The sequence below is a fragment of the Carnobacterium gallinarum DSM 4847 genome (assembly GCF_000744375.1).
Lineage (GTDB): Bacteria > Bacillota > Bacilli > Lactobacillales > Carnobacteriaceae > Carnobacterium > Carnobacterium gallinarum.
In genome coordinates this window covers 748,655-768,204 of the sequence record NZ_JQLU01000005.1, presented here as the reverse complement: position 1 = coordinate 768,204, position 19,550 = coordinate 748,655, and the positions used below count along the sequence as shown (strand labels likewise).

The window sequence follows — 19,550 nt, the reverse complement described above, 5'->3', positions numbered from 1 at the left end:
AAAATGAATTTTCCAAAAGATTTTTTATGGGGCGGCGCAGTTGCGGCTAACCAATGTGAAGGTGCTTACGATGAAGATGGCAAAGGTTTGAGTGTTCAAGATGTTGCTCCAAAGGGCTGGCGTGAAGCGCCAACGAAGTTGCCAACGGAAGATAATTTAAAGTTAGTTGGGATTGATTTTTATCATCGTTATCAAGAGGATATTCGTTTATTTGCCGAGATGGGTTTTAAAACTTTCCGTTTATCCATTGCATGGTCACGAATTTTCCCACAAGGTGATGAGTTAGAACCAAATGAAGCAGGATTGGCTTTCTATGATCGTGTATTTGATGAGTGTCATAAGTATGGAATGGAGCCTTTAGTGACGTTGTCACATTATGAAACACCATTACATTTGGCAAGGACTTATGATGGCTGGCGTAGTCGTCAAATGATTGATTTCTTTGAACATTATGCAAAAACAGTTTTTACACGCTATCAAGATAAAATAAAATACTGGTTAACGTTTAATGAGATCAATTCAATTACTCATGCGCCATTCTTAAGTGGTGGCATCCATACGCCGAAAGATGAATTATCTAAACAAGACTTATATCAAGCTATTCATCATGAATTAGTTGCTAGCGCCAAAGCGGTTCAAGCATGCCATGAGATTATTCCAACAGCTCAGATTGGTTGTATGATTTTAGGGATGCCTGTTTATCCGTTGACCCCTGCACCAGCAGATGTTTTAGCGGCAATGGCAACAGAACGAGAAAATTTCTTCTTTTCAGATATTCAAGTTCGGGGTGCATACCCGGCTTATGCCAAACGCTTCTTTAAAGAAAATGGAATTGAATTAATCATGACTCCCGAAGATACAGCAGCATTGAAAGCAACAGTGGATTTTATTTCATTTAGCTACTATATGAGTACGTGCGAGTCTGTTGACAAAACGATTGAGGCAGGTGAAGGCAATATTCTTGGCGGCGTGCCTAATCCGTATCTAAAAGCAAGTGAATGGGGCTGGCAAATTGACCCAGAAGGCTTGCGCTATTATCTAAACTGTTTAGCTGATCGTTATCAAAAACCAGTCTTTATTGTTGAAAATGGGCTAGGTGCGGTTGATGAATTAGTTGAATTGGAAGATGGTACGAAAACCGTTCTAGATGATTATCGTATTGATTATATGCGGGACCATTTAGTTCAAGTTAGTGAAGCAATTGAAGATGGCGTTGAGGTAATGGGCTATACGTCATGGGGTTGTATTGATCTTGTTAGCTTTACGACAGCTGAATTGCGTAAACGTTATGGTTTTATTTATGTGGATCGTAATGACGATGGTTCAGGGAGTTTGGCTCGTTATAAAAAGAAAAGTTTTAATTGGTATCAAGAAGTAATTGCAACGAATGGTGAGAGTTTGGTAATGAAATAAGAAAATCTACCTAAGAATTTAGTTATTCTTAGGTAGATTTTTTAGTAAACCAATAAATTTAATAAACTTTATTGGTTTTCGCTTGACGATACTTTCGGTTAATGATAAGCTACATTATGCAAGCAAATAGTAATGGTTACGATTTGTGCGAAATAACCTAATTTATTTGTTAGCTTGTGTACTTATTTGAATGGAATTGTTTAACTGGGAAATCCATCCTTTGTGGAGGAAGGCTGTTGCAATTAATTTCGACATTCAATAGTTGCCGTTAATTATAGGAGGAATTTATCGATGAAACAAAGAAACAAATTAAGTTTAATTGCATTGACTTTAGGAATTATTTTAGTAATGGTTGGTTGTGGCTCTAATAATAATGAAGCAAAAGATAGCACTAAATTGCAAGTAGTAACGACTTTTTATCCAATGTATGATTTTGCTCGAAATGTAACTGGCGATCAAGCGGAGGTTTCAGTACTAATGAAGGCTGGAACAGAACCGCATGATTATGAACCAAGTGCTAAGGATATTGCTAAGATTGCTGATTCTGACGTATTTGTTTACAATAGTGAGGAAATGGAAACGTGGGTAGCCAGCGTTTTGAAGAATGTTGATACAAAGAAAACTGTGGTGATTGATGCAAGTAAGGAAATTAAATTACTGGATGGCGCTGAAGATCACGATCACGATGAAGAAGGCCATGACGATCACTCTCATGCCCATGATCCTCATGTTTGGTTAGATCCAGTATTAGCGCAAGAAGAAGTAAATGCAATCAAAGCAGGAGTAATTAAGGCTGATCCAGCAAATAAAGTAATGTATGAAAAAAATGCAGATGCTTATAATGAGAAGTTAGAGGCGTTGAATCAAAAATTCGTAAATGGTTTAAAGGATGCTGAAAATCGTACATTTGTGACGCAACATTCAGCTTTTGCTTATTTAGCCAATCGTTATGATTTAAAACAAGTCGCTATCGCTGGTTTATCACCAGATCAAGAACCTAGTCCAGCTAAGTTAGCTGAATTAAATGATTTTGTAAAGGATAATGATGTGAAAGTTATTTACTTTGAAGAAACGGCTTCACCAAAAATTGCACGAACATTAGCTAATGAAACAGGGGCAGCGCTTGAAGTGCTTAGTCCAATTGAAGGCATTACTAAAGAAGAACAGGATAAAGGTGTTGATTATATTCGAGTGATGGAATCGAATCTGGCAGCATTACAAAAATCGATAAAATAGTTTATTCTTTTATTTAAATGAATTTTGGCGTATAGTGAAGTGTTGTTTAAACGTCTAAAAAATGAAATAAATTATTGAAAGGGAGAGTTAGACTTGCATTATATTGATGTCAAAGAGTTAACATTTTATTATGATGATGAACCTGTTTTAGAAAATATATCTTTTAATGTTGATCCTGGTGAATTTGTGATGCTAACAGGTGAAAATGGCGCAGCAAAATCAACTCTTTTAAGAAATGTCTTAGGATTATTAAAGCCAGATAAAGGTGTAGCAACTATTTCACCAGTAAATGTTCAAGGTGAAAAATTAAGTATCGGCTATATTCCTCAACAAGTAGCTTCGTTTAATGCGGGATTTCCTAGCACAGTGATTGAACTGGTTCGTTCTGGACGTTATCAAAGAGGACGCTGGTTTAAACGTTTGACTCCTGAAGATCATGAACATGTTGAACGGGCATTGCAGTCTGTAGGTATGTGGGATATGCGCCATAAAAAAGTCGGTGAATTATCTGGTGGACAAAAGCAACGGATTTGTCTAGCTCGAATTTTTGCAACGGACCCAGATTTGTTTGTGCTAGATGAGCCAACTACTGGGATGGATGTTGAAGCACGTGCTGATTTCTATAAATTATTGCGTCATAATAGTGAGGTTCATGGGAAAGGAATTCTGATGGTAACTCATGATCACGAAGATATAAAAGACTATGCTGATCGTCATATTCAGTTAGTGCGAAAGGAGGATTCGCCGTGGAGATGTTTCGCCATGAATTCATGCAACATGCCTTCCAAGCCTCGTTCTTAATTGCCGTTATTGCGCCATTATTAGGCTTATTCTTAGTTTTGCGTAGACAATCTTTAATGGCAGATACATTGTCACATATTTCCTTAGCCGGAGTGGCTTTAGGAATGTTTGTAAATGTAAATCCGACTGTAACCACATTAATTATTGTAGTGATTGCTGCAGTAGTCATTGAATATATCCGAAGTATCTATAAAACTTATTCAGAAGTTTCAATTGCGGTTTTAATGTCAGCAGGTTTATCGATTGCGTTAGTTTTGATGAGTTTAGATGAAGGAAGTGGTACTTCTAGTATTCAGCAATATTTATTTGGCTCGATTGTAACGATTAGCCAAGAACAAGTTTATTTATTGGCCGTTTTGTTTACAATCATTGTTCTTCTGTTTTTCTTATTTAGAAAGCCAATGTATGTGTTAACTTTTGATGAAGATACAGCTTTTACAGCGGGGTTACCTGTGCGTTTTATGTCACTATTGTTTAACGTTATCACAGGGATCACCATTGCTGTGATTATGCCGATTGCTGGTGCGTTATTAGTCTCTGCAATTATGATTTTACCAGCGGCGATTGCTATGCGTTTATCTAAAAGCTTTAATTTAGTCATGTTAATGGGTGTGGTTGTAGGATTGATTGGCATGTTTGGTGGATTAACGACTTCTTATGAATTAGGCACACCACCAGGAGCAACAATTACGTTAATTTTTATTGTCATCTTTATTTTTAGTGGTATGATTGGAAAATTATTGTCACTTTTTAGAAAAAAGACTAGCCGAATTAAATAAATTAGTCAAAAAAGGGGGGAATCCGAAAATTCTCCTCTTTTTTTATGAGAAAAATATAATAAAAACGAACAATTTAACTGTTTTTAAAAGAATTAACTACCTTTTTTCGTGAAAAACGATTATAATAAGGAAAGTGAAAAATTCTAGACTAAAATTAAAATAAAGAGGTGACAATTTTGAAGGTAAAAAGAAGTGAACGCTTAATTGATATGACACGTTATTTATTAGAAAGACCCCATACATTAGTTTCTTTGACTTATTTTGCTAATCGCTATGATTCAGCAAAGTCTTCAATCAGTGAAGATTTAACCATTGTGAAAAAAACGTTTAGAGAACGTGGTACTGGAACGTTAGAGACAGTTCCTGGTGCAGCTGGTGGTGTAAAATTTATTCCTGAAATTGATAAAGTTGAAGCAGATGAATTTGTGAAAGAAATGTGCATTCGTTTATCTGAACAAGATCGCCTACTTCCAGGTGGATATGTTTATTTATCAGATTTGTTAGGTGAGCCAAGTGTCTTGCGTCAAGTTGGTAAAATTATCGCAACGCAATACTTAAATGAAAAAATCGATGCGGTTATGACTGTTGCTACAAAAGGTGTGCCAATTGCACAGGCTGTTTCTAGCTATCTAAATGTTCCTTTTGTTATTGTGCGTCGTGACTCAAAAATTACAGAAGGTTCAACAGTTAGTATCAACTATGTGTCTGGTTCATCAGAACGTGTTGAAAAAATGGAGTTGTCAAAACGTAGCCTGAAACGTGGTTCACGAGTATTAATCGTGGATGACTTTATGAAGGGTGGCGGAACGGTTAATGGAATGAAGAGTTTGATTGATGAGTTTGAAGCTGAACTAGTCGGTGTAACGGTGTTTGCAGAGTCAACATTTAGTGGCAACCGGATGATTGATGATTACTCTTCGTTATTGTGTGTGGATGAAGTCGATATTCGCGACAAAACGATTCATGTAAGCCCAGGAAATTATTATCAAGTGAAGAAATAGAAGTCGATATATAATATGCAAGAGAGACAAGTCAGCTAATGATTTGTCTCTCTTTTTGTGGATTGAATCTATTAATTTCTGAATCCTATGTAACCTGTTTCACTAAATGTAACAAAATACATCTCACTCTGCTTAGGTATGAAAGCGCTGTAAACTCTTTAAAAAAATAGTTGAGAAAGGTATGCTTAACGTGTCAAAAGAATACTCGAGGATTCGACAAATCAAATAAAAATGATAGGTGGAAAAACAAATGACAAAAAGAGATTTTATCGACACAACTAATTTTACACAAGCAGAAATCGATTATTTAATTCAATTAGGTTTAAAATTAAAAGAATCAATTAAAGATGGCTATTATCCTCCACTATTAAAAGATAAAACGTTAGGCATGATTTTTGAACAATCTTCAACTCGTACCCGTGTTTCATTTGAAACAGCAATGACTCAACTTGGTGGACATGCTCAATATTTAGCACCAGGTCAAATTCAATTAGGCGGACATGAATCAGTTGGCGACACAGCTCGTGTACTTTCTCGTTTAGTTGATATCTTAATGGCTCGTGTTGAACGTCATCATACAGTTGTAGAGTTAGCGGACAATGCAACGATTCCAGTTATTAATGGGATGAGTGATTACAATCACCCAACACAAGAGTTAGGAGATATCATTACTATGACTGAACATCTTCCAGCAGGAAAAAAACTAAGCGATTGTAAAATTGTTTTTGTTGGGGATGCCACTCAAGTATGTGTTTCAACAATGTTTATGGCAACAAAAATGGGCATGAATTTTGTGCAATATGGTCCTAAAGGTTTTCAAATTAAAGAAGAAACAGTAGCAATTGGTCGTAAAAATGCAGAACTTTCTGGCGGTAGCGTGTTAATCACTGAAGATGCAAAAGAAGCATTAACCGATGCTGATTTCATTTATACAGATGTTTGGTATGGTTTATATGAAGCAGAATTATCAGAAGCAGAACGTATGGCTACTTTCTATCCTAAATATCAAGTCAACAAAGGGATGATTGATATGGCTGCACCAACTGTGAAATTCTTACATTGTTTACCTGCAACTCGTGGTGAAGAAGTGACAGATGAAGTTTTAGATGCGCCTTATTCAGTTGTATTAGATGAAGCTGGCAATCGTTTAACAGCAATGCGTGCATTATTAGTTTATTTCTTAAATCCTCATTTAAATTATGCAAGTGAAGCAGTAGCGCTTAAATATGATGCAGAATTTGAATTAATGTTGAGAAATGCTGTTATCGAATCAAACTAAAAAAGCTTAACTAAACAGTTTAATGGAAAAGAGCGAGACACATATTAATCGGGTTTCCTCTTTTTCAGCTATTATCGTTCGAACATGATAATGTCTTAATGTAATCGAAGCACAAAATGTCCCTTCGTGATAAAATCAAACCATGAAAAGGATAATACTAACAATGAATGAAGATAAGAAATATAACGTAATAAAAGCTGTCACAGAAAAAAGAAAAGATAAGAAGAGAGCTTGTGTTGAACTAGATCTCTCGATCAGACAAGTCAATCGATTAATCCAAAAATATCAAGAAGGAGGAAAGGCTGTTTTTTCACACGGCAATAGAGGAAAAAAACAGATGCATGCCGTACCGGAGGATGTAAAAAAACAAATCATTGGGCTTTATCAACAGTTTAATATAAAACCGAATGTGAAGCACTTTACTGAAATATTAAAGGAGGATTATGCGATCTGTTACACCGATACAACGATTCGAAATATTTTATACCTAGCGAATATTATCTCACCTAAAACACAAAGAAAGACACGAAAAAAAATAAAAGCTCGAATCAAAGCACAATCAATGAAAGCAAAGACAAAGCTTGATAATCCACTGCTTCCAAGAGCCGAAGATCAACTGGCTTCACCCGAAAAAATCCATCCTAGCCGCTCTAGGAAAAAATACCAAGGAGAGCTGATTCAAATGGATGCCAGTTCATACAATTGGTTCGGGAACGACGTCACCCATCTTCACTTAGCGATTGATGACGCTTCTGGGGATATCGTTGGTGGGTATTTCGACACGCAAGAAACGCTCAATGGCTATTATCATGTGCTCCATCAGATCCTCCGTAACCGAGGGATTCCTTTAGCTTTTTTAACCGATAAACGAACCGTTTTTGACTATCAATCCAAAACCAAGAAAGTCGTTGAGGAAGATACCTTCACGCAATTTGGTTTTGCCTGCCATCAACTCGGTATTGACATTCGTACCTCCTCTATTCCACAAGCGAAAGGCCGTGTAGAACGATTAAACGGCACGGTTCAATCACGACTTCCTGTAGATTTAGAATTAGCAGGGATCCAATCTATTGTGGAAGCCAATCATTTTTTAACAAAATGGATTCAATCATTTAACAGGAAGTTTGGTAATAAGACGAAGGAATCAATCTATGAGAAGGCACCTACGAAATCAGAGATGAATTTATTATTAGCACGAGTCGCAAATAGAAAAATCGATAGTGGGCATCACATTCGGTATCAAAATAACTACTATTTACCGACGGAGGGTAGCGAAGATCAGTACTTTACACGCGGATCAAAAGCCCTCGTTATCGAATCCTTTAACGGCGAAATCTATGTAAATATCGCTGAAAAAATATACACAACAAGGAGACTGAAAGAACATGACGACTATTCAACAGAGTTTGACCCGATTCCAGAGCAAAAAAAAGAAAGACGCCAGTATATTCCCCCACAATCTCACCCGTGGAAACTAGAGTCTTTCAAAAGATATCTTCGCAGCATCGGAAAAACACTCGAAGAATACGAAGCTGAACGAGCAGCTTAACACTCATTTTACCAAATACGGTCACATTAATGCAAGTTTTTACGAAGGAAAAGCTTGCATTAATGTGAGCTTAAGGTTTAGGACATTTTACCTTTCGCTTGACATAATCGGGTTTCCTCTTTTTCAGCTATTGCTCTTATTCACAATTGAAAGGTGCGTATAAAACATGAAAGAAAAAAAGAAATTTCGTTTGTTTGACGCAGTTTTAATGGCAGTCGTTGTTATTCTTGTTGTTGAATCTGCTGCCCCTGCTGCAGCAATCGGTTCGTCTCAATTTTTCTGGTGGGGCTCACTATTAATCTTATTCTTCCTACCTTATGGATTAATTTCAGCGGAGCTAGGAACTACCTACACAGGTGATGGTGGAATCTATGATTGGGTCAAGATGGCTTTTGGTCGTCGTTGGGGCGGACGCGTCGCTTGGTTTTATTGGTTGAATTTCCCTATATGGATGGCGAGTTTGGCGGTTCTATTCACTGAAGTAATGACTCAGATTTTTGGGTTATCTTTAAATAAACCGATATTGATTATTGCTCAATTAATTTTTATCTGGCTTGTAACCGCAATCAGCTGTTACCCAGTCAGCGACAGCAAATGGATTCTAAATCTGGCAGCCTTCGCTAAAGTATCGATTATGCTTTGTTTAGGTGTGTTAGGAATTTATCATGCAGTTACCGTTGGGATGGCAAATGATTTCTCAGGTGCTGCGTTATTACCTAAGTTTGATTTAAAGAGTTTATCCTTTATATCTGTTATTTTATTTAACTTTTTAGGCTTTGAAGTAGTCACAACGTTAGCGAGCGATATGGAAAATCCTAAGAAACAAATTCCTCAAGCAATTATTTATGGCGGAATTTTAATTGCCTTCTTCTACTTGTTTGCAGCCTTTGGAATGGGTGCTGCAGTCCCTGCCGATCAACTATCAACTTCAGGTGGTTTAATTGATAGCTTTATCCTTTTAGTTGGCGGTGTTAATCCATTTGTTGTGATTATTGGTTTGTTATTTATGTATACCTTAGCAGCAAATCTGATTTCATGGGCATTAGGTGTAAACTATGTAGCCTTTTATGCAGCCAAAAATCATGATATGCCAGCTGTTTTTGCTAAGGAAAATCCTAAAAACCAAATGCCAATTGGCGCTTCAATGATGAATGGAATTGTAGCTTCTGTCTTAGTTATTGCTGCACCATTTATTCCAAATGAAAATATTTTCTGGGCCTTCTTCTCATTAAATGTAGTGGCATTGTTACTTTCATATATTATGATGTTCCCAGCATTCCTAAAATTACGCAAAATTGATCCAGATACAGAACGTCCATTTAAAGTTCCCGGTGGTCCAACTTTGCTAAGAATTATTGCCTATGTGCCACTCGCTTTATTGATTATTACGTTATTCTTTTCAACGATTCCATTGGCTAGTAGCGAATATGGTGAGAAAATTCCTGTCCTTATTGGAACGATTATCTCAGTTATTGTTGGCGAATTATGTATTCATTTTGCTGGTAAAAAAGGTTCTCAGAAATAAATTTCGCTATCCTTGAGAAAGAGAGGATAAACAGATGAATGATAGTATGGAAACAATCGAAGTTGCTGAAGGCGAACTAGGGGGTAAGCCGATTAAAAGCTTATTTCTAAAATATGGCGCTAGCACGTTAATCGGGGTATTTGCCCAAGCCATTATGGTGATGATTGAAGGTGTCATTATTGGCAATGGTTTAGGAGCATTAGGTTTAGCGACGGTTAGTATTATTATGCCGTTGGAATTGCTTAGTTTAGCGCTAGGTGGGGCCTTCGGAATTGGGATAAGTACCATGTCAGCGATTAAATTAGGTGAAGACAAAAAAGCTGAGGCGCATCGGATTTTCTCTGAAGGATTTTGGTTAACTACCATTATTACGGTAATTGTAGCTGTCGTTATTGGTTTAAATGCTAGTAGTGTCGCTAGTTTATTAGGCGCAACGCCCGATATTTTAGATCATTCAACAACGTTTATTCAGATATTTATGATTGGTTTTCCTTTTAGCGTGATTGGTCAATTGCTCTGTTATATGGTTCGAGTAGATGAAAAACCGATTATTGCAACTTTTCTAATGACTCTCGCTTCTGTGATTGCAATTGTTGAACTGTATTACGGGGTGATAGTTGCCAATCTAGGAATTGTCAGTGTTGCGATTTACTACGCTTTATCTATCGGTGTTTGGTTTTTGGCAATCGTGTATTTCTTAGTCGGAAAAACCGGATTTCGTATTCGATTGAGTATGAAAATGAACCTCCCTGATATGAAAAATATGTTGATTATTGGTCTGCCCTTCTTCATTGTGCAAATCTCAAGCTTTATCTTTACGTGGGTTGTCAATGTGTTGCTAGGAAAGCTAGGAACTAGTACGGATGTGGCTTCATTTGGTATTATCAACGGCTATATCTTCTATAATCTAAATCTAGTCACAACAGCATTAACAAACGGCATGCAACCAATCGCTAGTTACAATTATGGTGCTAAATTGAAAAACCGTCTTTTAGAATTAATCAATATTAGCATCAGCAGTAATTTTATTATTGTTGCTGTTTTAACGGGATTGTTTGCTGTATTTTCAACGAATATGATTGAGTTGTTTGCCGGTGGTGATCAATAACTAGTAGCCGTAACTTCACATAATGCATTTATTATGATTGGCTGTTCAGCATTCGGTCTAACTTCCAATATCATGTCTGGTTATTTTCAAGCGATTGATAAGATTAAATTGTCAATTATTTTAGGCGTTTCACGCTTTTTGATTTTAGCCATCCCTTTAATGTTCTTATTTTCAAATGTATATGGTGTTGATGGAGTATGGCATAGTCAGCCTGTAGCGGATATAATTGCATTTGTCTTGTCTGTTATTTTGATTCGTAACGAATTGCTTCAATTGAAGTCGTTAGATGAAGGAATGTTGTTATGTAAAAGCTGATACAACTATTTTAATTGCAACAACTGAAAAAATAAGTCAAACACAATCGGTTTTAACAATGGTTAATGGCGAGATTGTATCTTAAAAATAAATAATTCACTTAAATTGGAAAGGAAGAAGAAAAGATGAAAACAATTGATAGCTCACCCAAAAAAGATGGATTCCGTATGCCAGGAGAATTTGAACCACACCAAGGTGTTTATATTTTATGGCCAGAACGTCCAGATAACTGGCGCAATGGTGGAAAACCAGCACAAAAAACGTTTGTCGATGTCGCAGTTGCGATTCATGAGTTTGAGCCAGTTACTGTGGGTGTTTCACCAGCGCAATATGATAATGCGCGTCATATGTTACCAGATGGCGTTCGTGTTATTGAAGTGGATAATGATGATGCCTGGGTTCGTGATTGCGGTCCAACATTTGTCAAGAATGAAGATGGTGTGATTCGTGGGGTTGATTGGGCCTTTAATTCGTGGGGTGGTTTAGTCGACGGACTTTATTTTCCGTGGGATAAGGACGATCAAGTAGCACAAAAAATCTGCGAAGTTGAATTTAAAGATCGCTATCGTTTAAACGATTTTGTCTTAGAAGGCGGTTCGATTCATGTGGATGGCGAAGGAACGTTGATCACAACTGAAGAATGTTTACTTTCTGAAGGACGTAATTCTCAATTATCAAAAGAGCAAATTGAACAAGTGTTAAAAGAATATTTGTCATTAGAAAAAATCATTTGGCTAAAACGTGGAATTTATTTGGATGAAACCAATGGGCATGTGGATAATATCATCAATATTGTGAAGCCAGGAGAAGTTGTGTTAGCTTGGACAGATGATGAAACGGATCCGCAATATGAGATTTCTAGAGAATGTTTGGAAATTCTAGAATCTGAAACTGATGCAAAAGGTCGCAAATTAAAGGTGCATAAATTACACGTACCAAAACCAATCTTAATTACGAATGCTGAAAGTCAAGGTGTAGACGCTGTTGATGGTACACTTCCTAGAGAAATGGGCGATCGTTTGGCGGCAAGCTATGCGAATTATTATACAGCTAATGGTGGGGTAATTGTCCCGTTGTTCGATGATCCTAACGATCAAAAAGCAATTAATTTGTTACAAGAACTTTATCCAGATCGTAAAGTTGTGGGTGTTGCAGCAAGAGAAATTTTACTTGGTGGGGGTAATGTTCACTGTATTACTCAACAAGTGCCAAAATAAGGAGCGAGAAAATGAAGAAGAGAATTGTCGTTGCATTAGGCGGAAATGCTATTTTAACAGATGATGCCAGTGCCCAAGCGCAACAAAAAGCGTTAGCGGAAACATCCTATTATTTAGCTGACTTTGTTGAAGCTGGTCATGAGTTAATTATTTCTCATGGAAATGGTCCACAAGTTGGAAATTTATTATTACAACAGCAATTAGGTTCAAGCGCTGAAAATCCTGCAATGCCTTTAGACACAGCAGTAGCTATGACGCAAGGAAGTATCAGCTATTGGTTAGAAAATGCATTAGTTGATGAATTGAAGAAACGCAATATTCAGAAATCAGCGGTGACGGTGTTAACGCAAGTAGTTGTTAGTGAAGATGATCCGGCTTTTCAAGCACCGAGCAAGCCCATTGGTCCATTTCTAACATTAGAAGAAGCACAAGCAGAGCAAGCTAAATCAACAGCTATCTTTAAAGAAGATGCGGGTCGTGGATACCGTAAAGTGGTTCCCTCACCAAAACCAATTGATATCGTTGAATATCCAGTTATTCAACAATTGGTAGAAAGTGGTGTGATTACGATTGCTGGTGGCGGAGGAGGAATCCCTGTTGTCATTCGCAATGGTTCTTATCAAGGTGTTGAAGCAGTAATCGATAAGGATTTTGCTTCTGAAAAGATTGCTGTTTTAGTCAAAGCGGATATGTTAGTGATTCTAACTGGGGTGGATCATGTAGCGATTAACTACAACCAACCCGATCAAAAAGAGCTGATGCAAGTAACAGTTGCAGACATGGAAATGTATAGTGAACAAAATCAATTTGCACCAGGAAGCATGTTGCCTAAAGTTGAAGCAGCCATTGCTTTTGTTAAGGAAAATCCTAAAGGAAAAGCAGTGATAACATCATTGAAAAATATCAAAAATTTATTAGAAGCAGAGACTGGAACAGTGATTACCGCGTAAAAGGTTGCGAAAGGTTGTGCTAAATGATTGATTTAGCCAGCCTTCGTTTTTTGAAGGGGGATTGCTAGTCTATTTATAAATTTTCTGATATATTTAAGCAGTTAGGTTTACATAAAAGGAGTGTATAAGGTTATGAAGTTGTCAAAAGGAACGCCTCAAGCAGATGGTTTTTGGATGCCTGGTGAGTTTGAACCTCATCAAGAAACGTATATGATTTGGCCAGAACGCGCCGATAATTGGCGGAATGGTGGCAAACCAGCGCAAGTTGCATATGGGGCAGTGGCTAAGGCGATTGCCACTTTTGAACCTGTTACAATGCTGGTTTCAGCAAAACAATACCAACATGCTCGAAGTGCCTTACCAAATCCCATTCGAGTGGTAGAGATGAGCAATAATGATGCTTGGATGAAAGACGTTGGCCCCGCTTATGTGATGAATCAACACAAGGAAGTTCGTGGAGTTGATTGGCGCTTTAATGCGTGGGGTGGCTTGTTAGACGGGCTTTATTTCCCGTGGGATCAAGATGATTTAATTGCCGCAAAAGTTTGCGAGTTCAATCAACTTGATTACTATTCATTGCCAGATTTTGTTTTAGAAGGCTGTTCGATTCACGTAGACGGCGAAGGTACTTTATTTACGACAGAAGAAGTTTTGCTATCGGAAGGACGTAATGGTCAGCTTTCAAAGTCTGAGATTGAGGTTGTTTTAAAAGCTTACTGTCATGTTGAAAAAATTATTTGGATCAATCAGGGTTATTTTTTAGATGAAACCAATGGGGATATTGACAATATTTTAAACGTTGTTCGACCAGGAGAAGTTGTCTTAACTTGGACAGAAGATCAAAGTGACCCACAATATGATATTTCTCATGCGGCATATGAAGTATTGAAAAATGCAACAGATGCTAAAGGGCGCAAATTATTAATTCATAAGATGCTAATGCCTGAACCTATGTATATCACAACTGAGGAAAGTCAGGGAGTAGACTCGGTTAATGGAATGTTGCCTCGTTTTCCCGGAGATCGCTTAACCGCAACGTATGTAAGCTATTATACGGCTAATCAAGGAATTATCTATCCCTTATTTGATGATAAAAATGATTTGCTAGCAGAAGCACAATTAAAGGAAATCTATCCAGATAGACAAATTATCGGCGTGCCAGCAAGAGAAATTTTACTTGGTGGTGGGAACATTCACTGTATTGCGCAAAGTATTCCAGAAGGGAAGTAGGGGAGAAGGATGGATTTTTTTGAAGTAGTAAATCCGCATGTCGCAGAATTAACGAAAAACGAGCACCTTCTCTTTGACTATGTAGTGAAGAATTTAAACGCGATTAAAAATAAAAGCATTCGAGAAGTCTCTGATGATTGTTTTGTTTCAACAACGACCTTTTTACGATTTGTTCGGAAGATTGGTTTCTCTGGATATAGTGAATTCACAACTGTTGCCAAATACACACTGCTCAATCAAAAGACTGAAGAAAAGCCAAGCCCTTTCGTGGTTTCTCAAAAAGATTACCGTGAAGAGTACTTAAAAAATATTAACGAATCTGTACGAGTGATTGATACAAAAAAGCTAGATCTGGTGGCGGCATATTTGCGCAAGAAACCGATTATTTACTTATTTGCCAAAGGCATGAATAAGCAGCTAATGCATTATGTAAAGTATTTATTTGTCGCTGCAGGATTTTTAGTAGTCTTTCCTGACGATCAAGCGATGCGTAAAGTTGTGCAAAAACAGATTACTCCTCAAGATATTATTTTTATTCTCACCTATCAAGGCAAGGATGAAGAATGGATTCAATTGATGCAGTATGTGAAAAAAGAAATTCGACCTTTAATTGTCTCGATTACCGGTGCAGATAATAACGTTGTTCAGAATATGAGCGATTTGAATTTTTATGTATTTACAGATGAATTATTTTTAAATAAGATGGAAATTACATCTCATATCTCAATGATTGCAATTCTAGAATTGATTCTCTATCAATACTTAGACAGCACAGATGACGGAGAGTATCATTTGGTTTTTCGTTAAGTAAGATTTTATATTTGCCTAAATTATAAGAAACAAAATAGTATTTAATTCAGCCAAAAAAGTTGGTTAAAAGGCGTTTCCGTCAATGGAGCGTCTTTATTCTTTAGATAGTCAATGGTCTTTTTCTGTCAAGTTTAGATTACTTAGTGTCAAATAAAGCTTAAACCATGTCGAATATGTTTGACATGATATACAGGAGTTAAACAAAAATACATAATTTAAAAGGAGAATATCCTGACTTATTATTCTAAAAAAGCGATTGTTTTATTTATTACAGAAATACTTGTTATTGAAGGAATTTATATGGAAAGTTAAACATCAAAATAGTCTTGCATTCTTAATTAAGAATACAAGACTATTTTTTGAATAAATGAAGAGCATGGATTCTAAAATTTATCGTTTTACATAATGTTATTATTCCGCAACTGGAATTGTTTCATAGGCTAATTTTTCAATAATTTCATGATGAGCAGGATAATCTTTTAATAACTGAGCTTTTGTAAATAATTCAAAGTCTTGATAGTCAAATCCTGGTGAAACCATGCAACTGACTAAGGCATAATCGCCATTGTTTTCAATACTTGAACCAAAAATAACATTTTTAGGAACTACAGCTTGTAATACTTGTCCAGCCTCACCATCAAGTCCTAATTGAATTTCTTCATAACGTCCATCGGGATGCAATAAATGAACGGATAACGGTGATCCAGTGTGATAATACCAAATTTCATCGGATTTTAAACGATGAAAATGAGAGGGACTTTCTTGATTTAATAAAAAATAAATACTTGAATAATGATGGCGTAAACGTTGATCCTCCGTTTGAAATTGTTCAGCAGAATGGAACATCTCTTTAAAGTAGCCACCTTCTGAATGTGGGAGTAAGTCTAATTTTTCAACCCAATAATTTTCTGGTTGGTGTGTTGACATAAAAAACATCCTTTCTAAGTAAACGATTTATATGAAAAGTATAGCGGTTTCTAAACTTAATGTACAGTTAGAATTTAAGTTTGATTTAGTTAAGGGGATAAGAAATTCTAAGTAAATAGAAACGTTTCTAGTAAGCGCTATTATTGTTTTGGGTTTTAATTATTTTAAATAACAAAAGGTTGATTCAAAGCTGTTTTGAAAAATATAAATAAAAAACTTGCAAACGATTGCAAAAAAATATATAATCAATTTGTCGAAACGTTTCTATTTTTTAAAAAATACAGAAATTTGGAGGTAAGAAGAAAATGAATATGAAAAAGAAAATTGCACTTATTAGTTCGATAGCGCTTGTATCAGTAGGATTATTGGCAGGATGTTCTTCAGGAAAAGACGATAGTAAAAAAGCAACAGATAGTGATAAAGTGACATTTTGGTATATGGGAGACGGCAGTAAAGAGATTCAACCGATTCTTAATGATTTTGAAAAAGAGAGCGGTGTTAAAGTTGATATTCAAAGCATTCCTTGGTCAGCTTCACATGATAAATTACTAACAGCTGTTGCGTCTGGAGAAGGACCTGATGTTGTTCAAATGGGAACAACTTGGATGGCAGAATTTGTGGATGCTGGAGCGCTAAAAGATATTTCTTCTTACATTGATTCTGAGAAAAATTTAAAATCTGAGAACTTCTTCGATGGATCTGTTACTACGACTAAATTCGATGATAAATACTATGCAGTCCCTTGGTATACTGAAACCCGTGCGTTATATTATCGAACAGATTTACTGAAAGAAGTTGGCTACGATAAAGCACCAGCAACTTGGGAAGAGTTATCTGATGCTGCAACTAAATTAGCTGACCGAGGAAAAGACATGTATGGTTTTGGTGCTGATTTAGCTGAACCAACATCAGCATTTATGTTTGCTAGACAAAATGGTTCAGAATTATTTGATAAAAACGGAACACCATTATTTGATAAAAAACCATTTGTTGAAGCTGTTTCTTATTTAGATAAGTTTATTCAAAATGGTAGCGCACCCAAAGCTGATTTAGGTCTAGATATTTCACAAACCTTTGGTGGTACGGGGATTGTTCCGATGTTTATCAGCGGTCCATGGATGATTAATGCGATCACTGAAAATGCGCCAGATATTGAAGGCAAATGGGCAACTGCCGTTTTACCGAAAAAAGAAAACAATATGTCTAGCACAGGTGGTGCCAACTTAGCAGTCTTTGAAAGTAGCAAAAATGAAAAAAATGCCATGAAATTAATTGAATTCTTAGCACGTCCAGAAAATCAATTAACCTTCTTCAAAAATTCAAATTCATTACCAACTTCACATAAATCATGGGAAGATCCAATTCTAGCCGATGACAAAATGATCTCAATCTTTGGGGAACAGTTGCAAAATTCAGAACCAATGCCAATGATGAAAGAATGGGAAGAAATTAGTCAAAATTACTTGAAATCATGGGAACAAATCTATGGAAATGGTGCCGATGTTCAAAAACAAATGAATGAATTGAATGATCAAACAAAAACACTTTTAGGTAAGTAATGGATGATTGAAAGGTAGCCAAGTTGTTTTTAGACTGACTACCTTTCTTTCACTAAATTACCTAGATTTTAAAAAGAAGGGGAAAGTTATGAGAGCCTATTTGAATAAAAAAATACCATATTTCTTTGTTGGACCGTCCTTAGTTTTACTCGCTTTATTTTCCTTATTTCCAATTGTGATTGCACTTGTCATTAGTTTTACAGATATTAATTTGGCAGGATTAGCTAATTGGTCTCGAATTAGTTTTATTGGATTTGATAACTATAAGAATATTTTAAGTGATCCGATTTTCCTGAAATCCATTGGGAACACGATTTTTTATGTTGTTTTAGGTGTGCCATTAGTGATTATTTTCTCACTAGCAATTGCGTTATTAATCAACTTTGGGAATAATCGTTTTTTCGCTTTTATGCGCTTAGTTTTTTATACACCTTCGATTACAAATGTGGTAGCTGTAGCCGTTGTTTGGACGTACTTATTTAATCCGAGTATTGGTTTGATTAATCATGTGTTGTCATTTGTTCATATTGGACCAATCCCATGGCTACAAGATCCGATTGTTGCGAAAGTTTCTTTGGTCATCCTTGCGTTGTGGCGTTCGATTGGGATTAATATGATTATCTTTTTAGCAGCGTTGCAAGGAATTCCTCAAGCATATTATGAAGCTGCTCAGCTAGATGGAGCTAGTCGCTGGAACCAATTGCGTTATATTACAGTACCAATGCTTCGTTTTTCAATCTTTTTTGTGACAATTACAACGATGATTGGTTGGTTGCAATTCTTCGAGGAGCCGTTTGTTATGACGAAAGGCGGACCATTGGATAGTACAACGAGTGTGGCGTTATTTATTTATCGTAATGGATTCCAATTAAGCAAATTTGGTTATGCAGCCGCAGGGTCGTTCTTGTTATTTATTGCTATTATCGTGATTACTTTATTGCAATTCAGAATGCAACGAAGAAATAGCGACAATCAAATGTAGTCAGATGAAAGGAGCAAGCAGATGAACAACTATCAAGCAAGACAAAAAAGACAAAAACTATTAGTAGGACTATTTTTAGCCGTCTGGGGATTGATTACCTTTGTCCCATTTATTTGGATGATCCTTTCTTCTTTTAAGACCAATTCTGAGATTATGCAGCTAAATCCAAGCATCTTTCCTAAGAATTTTACATTAGATAATTTTATTAAGTTATTCCGAGATATGAACTTTGCTGTGTATTTGAAAAACACTTTATACATTACGGCGTTTTCATTCTTTGGTTTATTTTTAAATGCGATGGCAGGCTATGGCTTTGCTAAGTTTAATTTTAAAGGCAAGGAAAAGTACTTTATGTTAGTTTTAGCAACGATGATGATTCCGGGACAAGTTACAATGATTCCTGTGTATTTGTTATTAAATTTAGCTGGATTAACCAACACTTTAGCCGGAATTATCTTACCTGGGTTAGTTGGGGCTTTTGGGATTTTCTTATTTAGACAGTTTATGTCGACGATTTCTGATGAGATTATTGAGGCAGCTCGTTTAGATGGCGCTAGTGAATTTTATATTTTTACACGAATTATTTTACCGATTTCTAAGCCGATTCTAGCGGTTCAAGGAATTTTAACGTTTATTGGTGGCTGGAACTCATTTATGTGGCCGTTGATTATTGCCAATGATGAAAAATTCTATACTTTATCTGTTGGATTATCGTTATTAAAAGGTCAACATGGCAATGATTATGCGCTACAAATGGCGGGTTCAACCTTTATGGTGATTCCGATTATTATTATTTTCATGATGTTCCAAAAATATATTTTACAAGGATTTAATGTATCTGGTTTGAAATAAATGACAGTGAATTTGGA

18 protein-coding genes are annotated in these 19,550 nt (G+C 36.3%); 17 read left to right on the top strand and 1 reads right to left on the bottom strand.

Going from position 1 to position 19,550, the window contains the following annotated elements:
* Positions 1–3: 3 nt before the first annotated feature.
* The 14 genes from BR43_RS08440 (at position 4) to BR43_RS08380 (ending at position 15,210) form a co-directional block, all read left to right on the top strand.
* On the top strand, positions 4–1,413 hold the full coding sequence (locus BR43_RS08440) for a glycoside hydrolase family 1 protein (RefSeq protein WP_034561093.1): 1,410 nt from the start codon (positions 4–6) through the stop codon (positions 1,411–1,413).
* 291 nt (positions 1,414–1,704) lie between these two features.
* Positions 1,705–2,649: a metal ABC transporter substrate-binding protein gene (locus BR43_RS08435; protein ID WP_034561091.1), complete on the top strand. Its 945-nt coding sequence runs from the start codon at positions 1,705–1,707 to the stop codon at positions 2,647–2,649.
* Positions 2,650–2,742: 93 nt separating this feature from the next.
* Complete coding sequence (locus BR43_RS08430; protein ID WP_034561088.1) at positions 2,743–3,450, top strand: metal ABC transporter ATP-binding protein; 708 nt, start codon at positions 2,743–2,745, stop codon at positions 3,448–3,450.
* Positions 3,396–4,229: a metal ABC transporter permease gene (locus tag BR43_RS08425; protein ID WP_034561086.1), complete on the top strand. Its 834-nt coding sequence runs from the start codon at positions 3,396–3,398 to the stop codon at positions 4,227–4,229. Before BR43_RS08430 ends, BR43_RS08425 begins: the two co-directional genes overlap by 55 nt.
* Positions 4,230–4,405: 176 nt before the next feature.
* Entirely contained in the window at positions 4,406–5,230 is an 825-nt protein-coding gene (purR, locus tag BR43_RS08420; RefSeq protein ID WP_034561084.1) for a pur operon repressor, read from the top strand.
* 250 nt (positions 5,231–5,480) lie between these two features.
* Entirely contained in the window at positions 5,481–6,509 is a 1,029-nt protein-coding gene (ptcA, locus tag BR43_RS08415) for a putrescine carbamoyltransferase (RefSeq protein ID WP_034561083.1), read from the top strand.
* A 163-nt stretch (positions 6,510–6,672) separates the two neighbouring features.
* Positions 6,673–8,058 (top strand): ISNCY family transposase, encoded by a 1,386-nt coding sequence (locus BR43_RS08410; RefSeq protein ID WP_034558391.1) that lies wholly within the window; start codon positions 6,673–6,675, stop codon positions 8,056–8,058.
* Positions 8,059–8,224: 166 nt separating this feature from the next.
* Entirely contained in the window at positions 8,225–9,583 is a 1,359-nt protein-coding gene (locus BR43_RS08405) for an APC family permease (RefSeq protein WP_034561080.1), read from the top strand.
* Between the two features lie 34 nt (positions 9,584–9,617).
* Positions 9,618–10,691, top strand: a complete 1,074-nt coding sequence (locus BR43_RS08400) for an MATE family efflux transporter (protein ID WP_051933877.1) — start codon at positions 9,618–9,620, stop codon at positions 10,689–10,691.
* 72 nt (positions 10,692–10,763) lie between these two features.
* Positions 10,764–11,006: a hypothetical protein gene (locus tag BR43_RS19085; protein ID WP_169741033.1), complete on the top strand. Its 243-nt coding sequence runs from the start codon at positions 10,764–10,766 to the stop codon at positions 11,004–11,006.
* 125 nt (positions 11,007–11,131) lie between these two features.
* Complete coding sequence (aguA, locus tag BR43_RS08395; RefSeq protein WP_034561073.1) at positions 11,132–12,223, top strand: agmatine deiminase; 1,092 nt, start codon at positions 11,132–11,134, stop codon at positions 12,221–12,223.
* Between the two features lie 11 nt (positions 12,224–12,234).
* The gene (arcC, locus tag BR43_RS08390; protein WP_034561071.1) at positions 12,235–13,173 is read left to right on the top strand and encodes a carbamate kinase; all 939 of its coding nucleotides are present in this window, start codon (positions 12,235–12,237) and stop codon (positions 13,171–13,173) included.
* A 132-nt stretch (positions 13,174–13,305) separates the two neighbouring features.
* Positions 13,306–14,403, top strand: coding sequence for an agmatine deiminase (gene aguA / locus BR43_RS08385; RefSeq protein ID WP_034561070.1), 1,098 nt, complete (start codon positions 13,306–13,308; stop codon positions 14,401–14,403).
* 9 nt (positions 14,404–14,412) lie between these two features.
* Complete coding sequence (locus BR43_RS08380; RefSeq protein WP_034561063.1) at positions 14,413–15,210, top strand: MurR/RpiR family transcriptional regulator; 798 nt, start codon at positions 14,413–14,415, stop codon at positions 15,208–15,210.
* 414 nt (positions 15,211–15,624) lie between these two features.
* Here BR43_RS08380 and BR43_RS08375 read toward each other — a convergent pair whose 3' ends face one another.
* Entirely contained in the window at positions 15,625–16,140 is a 516-nt protein-coding gene (locus BR43_RS08375; protein WP_034561061.1) for a cupin domain-containing protein, read from the bottom strand.
* Positions 16,141–16,445: 305 nt separating this feature from the next.
* On the opposite strand from BR43_RS08375, the gene BR43_RS08370 reads away from it, so the two are divergent.
* From BR43_RS08370 to BR43_RS08360, 3 genes are all read left to right on the top strand, one after another.
* Entirely contained in the window at positions 16,446–17,699 is a 1,254-nt protein-coding gene (locus BR43_RS08370; RefSeq protein ID WP_034561059.1) for a sugar ABC transporter substrate-binding protein, read from the top strand.
* An 88-nt stretch (positions 17,700–17,787) separates the two neighbouring features.
* Positions 17,788–18,681, top strand: coding sequence for a carbohydrate ABC transporter permease (locus tag BR43_RS08365; RefSeq protein WP_034561057.1), 894 nt, complete (start codon positions 17,788–17,790; stop codon positions 18,679–18,681).
* 21 nt (positions 18,682–18,702) lie between these two features.
* Complete coding sequence (locus BR43_RS08360) at positions 18,703–19,533, top strand: carbohydrate ABC transporter permease (RefSeq protein WP_034561055.1); 831 nt, start codon at positions 18,703–18,705, stop codon at positions 19,531–19,533.
* Positions 19,534–19,550 lie beyond the last annotated feature (17 nt).

What these genes read in the sequence shown, in the direction of transcription:
- aguA (WP_034561070.1), top strand. Translation starts at nt 13,306, where the DNA reads ATGAAGTTGTCAAAAGGAACGCCTCAAGCAGATGGTTTTTGGATGCCT.
- BR43_RS08360 (WP_034561055.1), top strand. Translation starts at nt 18,703, where the DNA reads ATGAACAACTATCAAGCAAGACAAAAAAGACAAAAACTATTAGTAGGA.
- BR43_RS08370 (WP_034561059.1), top strand. Translation starts at nt 16,446, where the DNA reads ATGAATATGAAAAAGAAAATTGCACTTATTAGTTCGATAGCGCTTGTA.
- BR43_RS08365 (WP_034561057.1), top strand. Translation starts at nt 17,788, where the DNA reads ATGAGAGCCTATTTGAATAAAAAAATACCATATTTCTTTGTTGGACCG.
- aguA (WP_034561073.1), top strand. Translation starts at nt 11,132, where the DNA reads ATGAAAACAATTGATAGCTCACCCAAAAAAGATGGATTCCGTATGCCA.
- BR43_RS19085 (WP_169741033.1), top strand. Translation starts at nt 10,764, where the DNA reads ATGTCTGGTTATTTTCAAGCGATTGATAAGATTAAATTGTCAATTATT.
- BR43_RS08380 (WP_034561063.1), top strand. Translation starts at nt 14,413, where the DNA reads ATGGATTTTTTTGAAGTAGTAAATCCGCATGTCGCAGAATTAACGAAA.
- BR43_RS08375 (WP_034561061.1), bottom strand. Translation starts at nt 16,140, where the DNA reads ATGTCAACACACCAACCAGAAAATTATTGGGTTGAAAAATTAGACTTA.
- arcC (WP_034561071.1), top strand. Translation starts at nt 12,235, where the DNA reads ATGAAGAAGAGAATTGTCGTTGCATTAGGCGGAAATGCTATTTTAACA.
- ptcA (WP_034561083.1), top strand. Translation starts at nt 5,481, where the DNA reads ATGACAAAAAGAGATTTTATCGACACAACTAATTTTACACAAGCAGAA.
- BR43_RS08440 (WP_034561093.1), top strand. Translation starts at nt 4, where the DNA reads ATGAATTTTCCAAAAGATTTTTTATGGGGCGGCGCAGTTGCGGCTAAC.
- BR43_RS08410 (WP_034558391.1), top strand. Translation starts at nt 6,673, where the DNA reads ATGAATGAAGATAAGAAATATAACGTAATAAAAGCTGTCACAGAAAAA.
- BR43_RS08435 (WP_034561091.1), top strand. Translation starts at nt 1,705, where the DNA reads ATGAAACAAAGAAACAAATTAAGTTTAATTGCATTGACTTTAGGAATT.
- BR43_RS08405 (WP_034561080.1), top strand. Translation starts at nt 8,225, where the DNA reads ATGAAAGAAAAAAAGAAATTTCGTTTGTTTGACGCAGTTTTAATGGCA.
- BR43_RS08400 (WP_051933877.1), top strand. Translation starts at nt 9,618, where the DNA reads ATGAATGATAGTATGGAAACAATCGAAGTTGCTGAAGGCGAACTAGGG.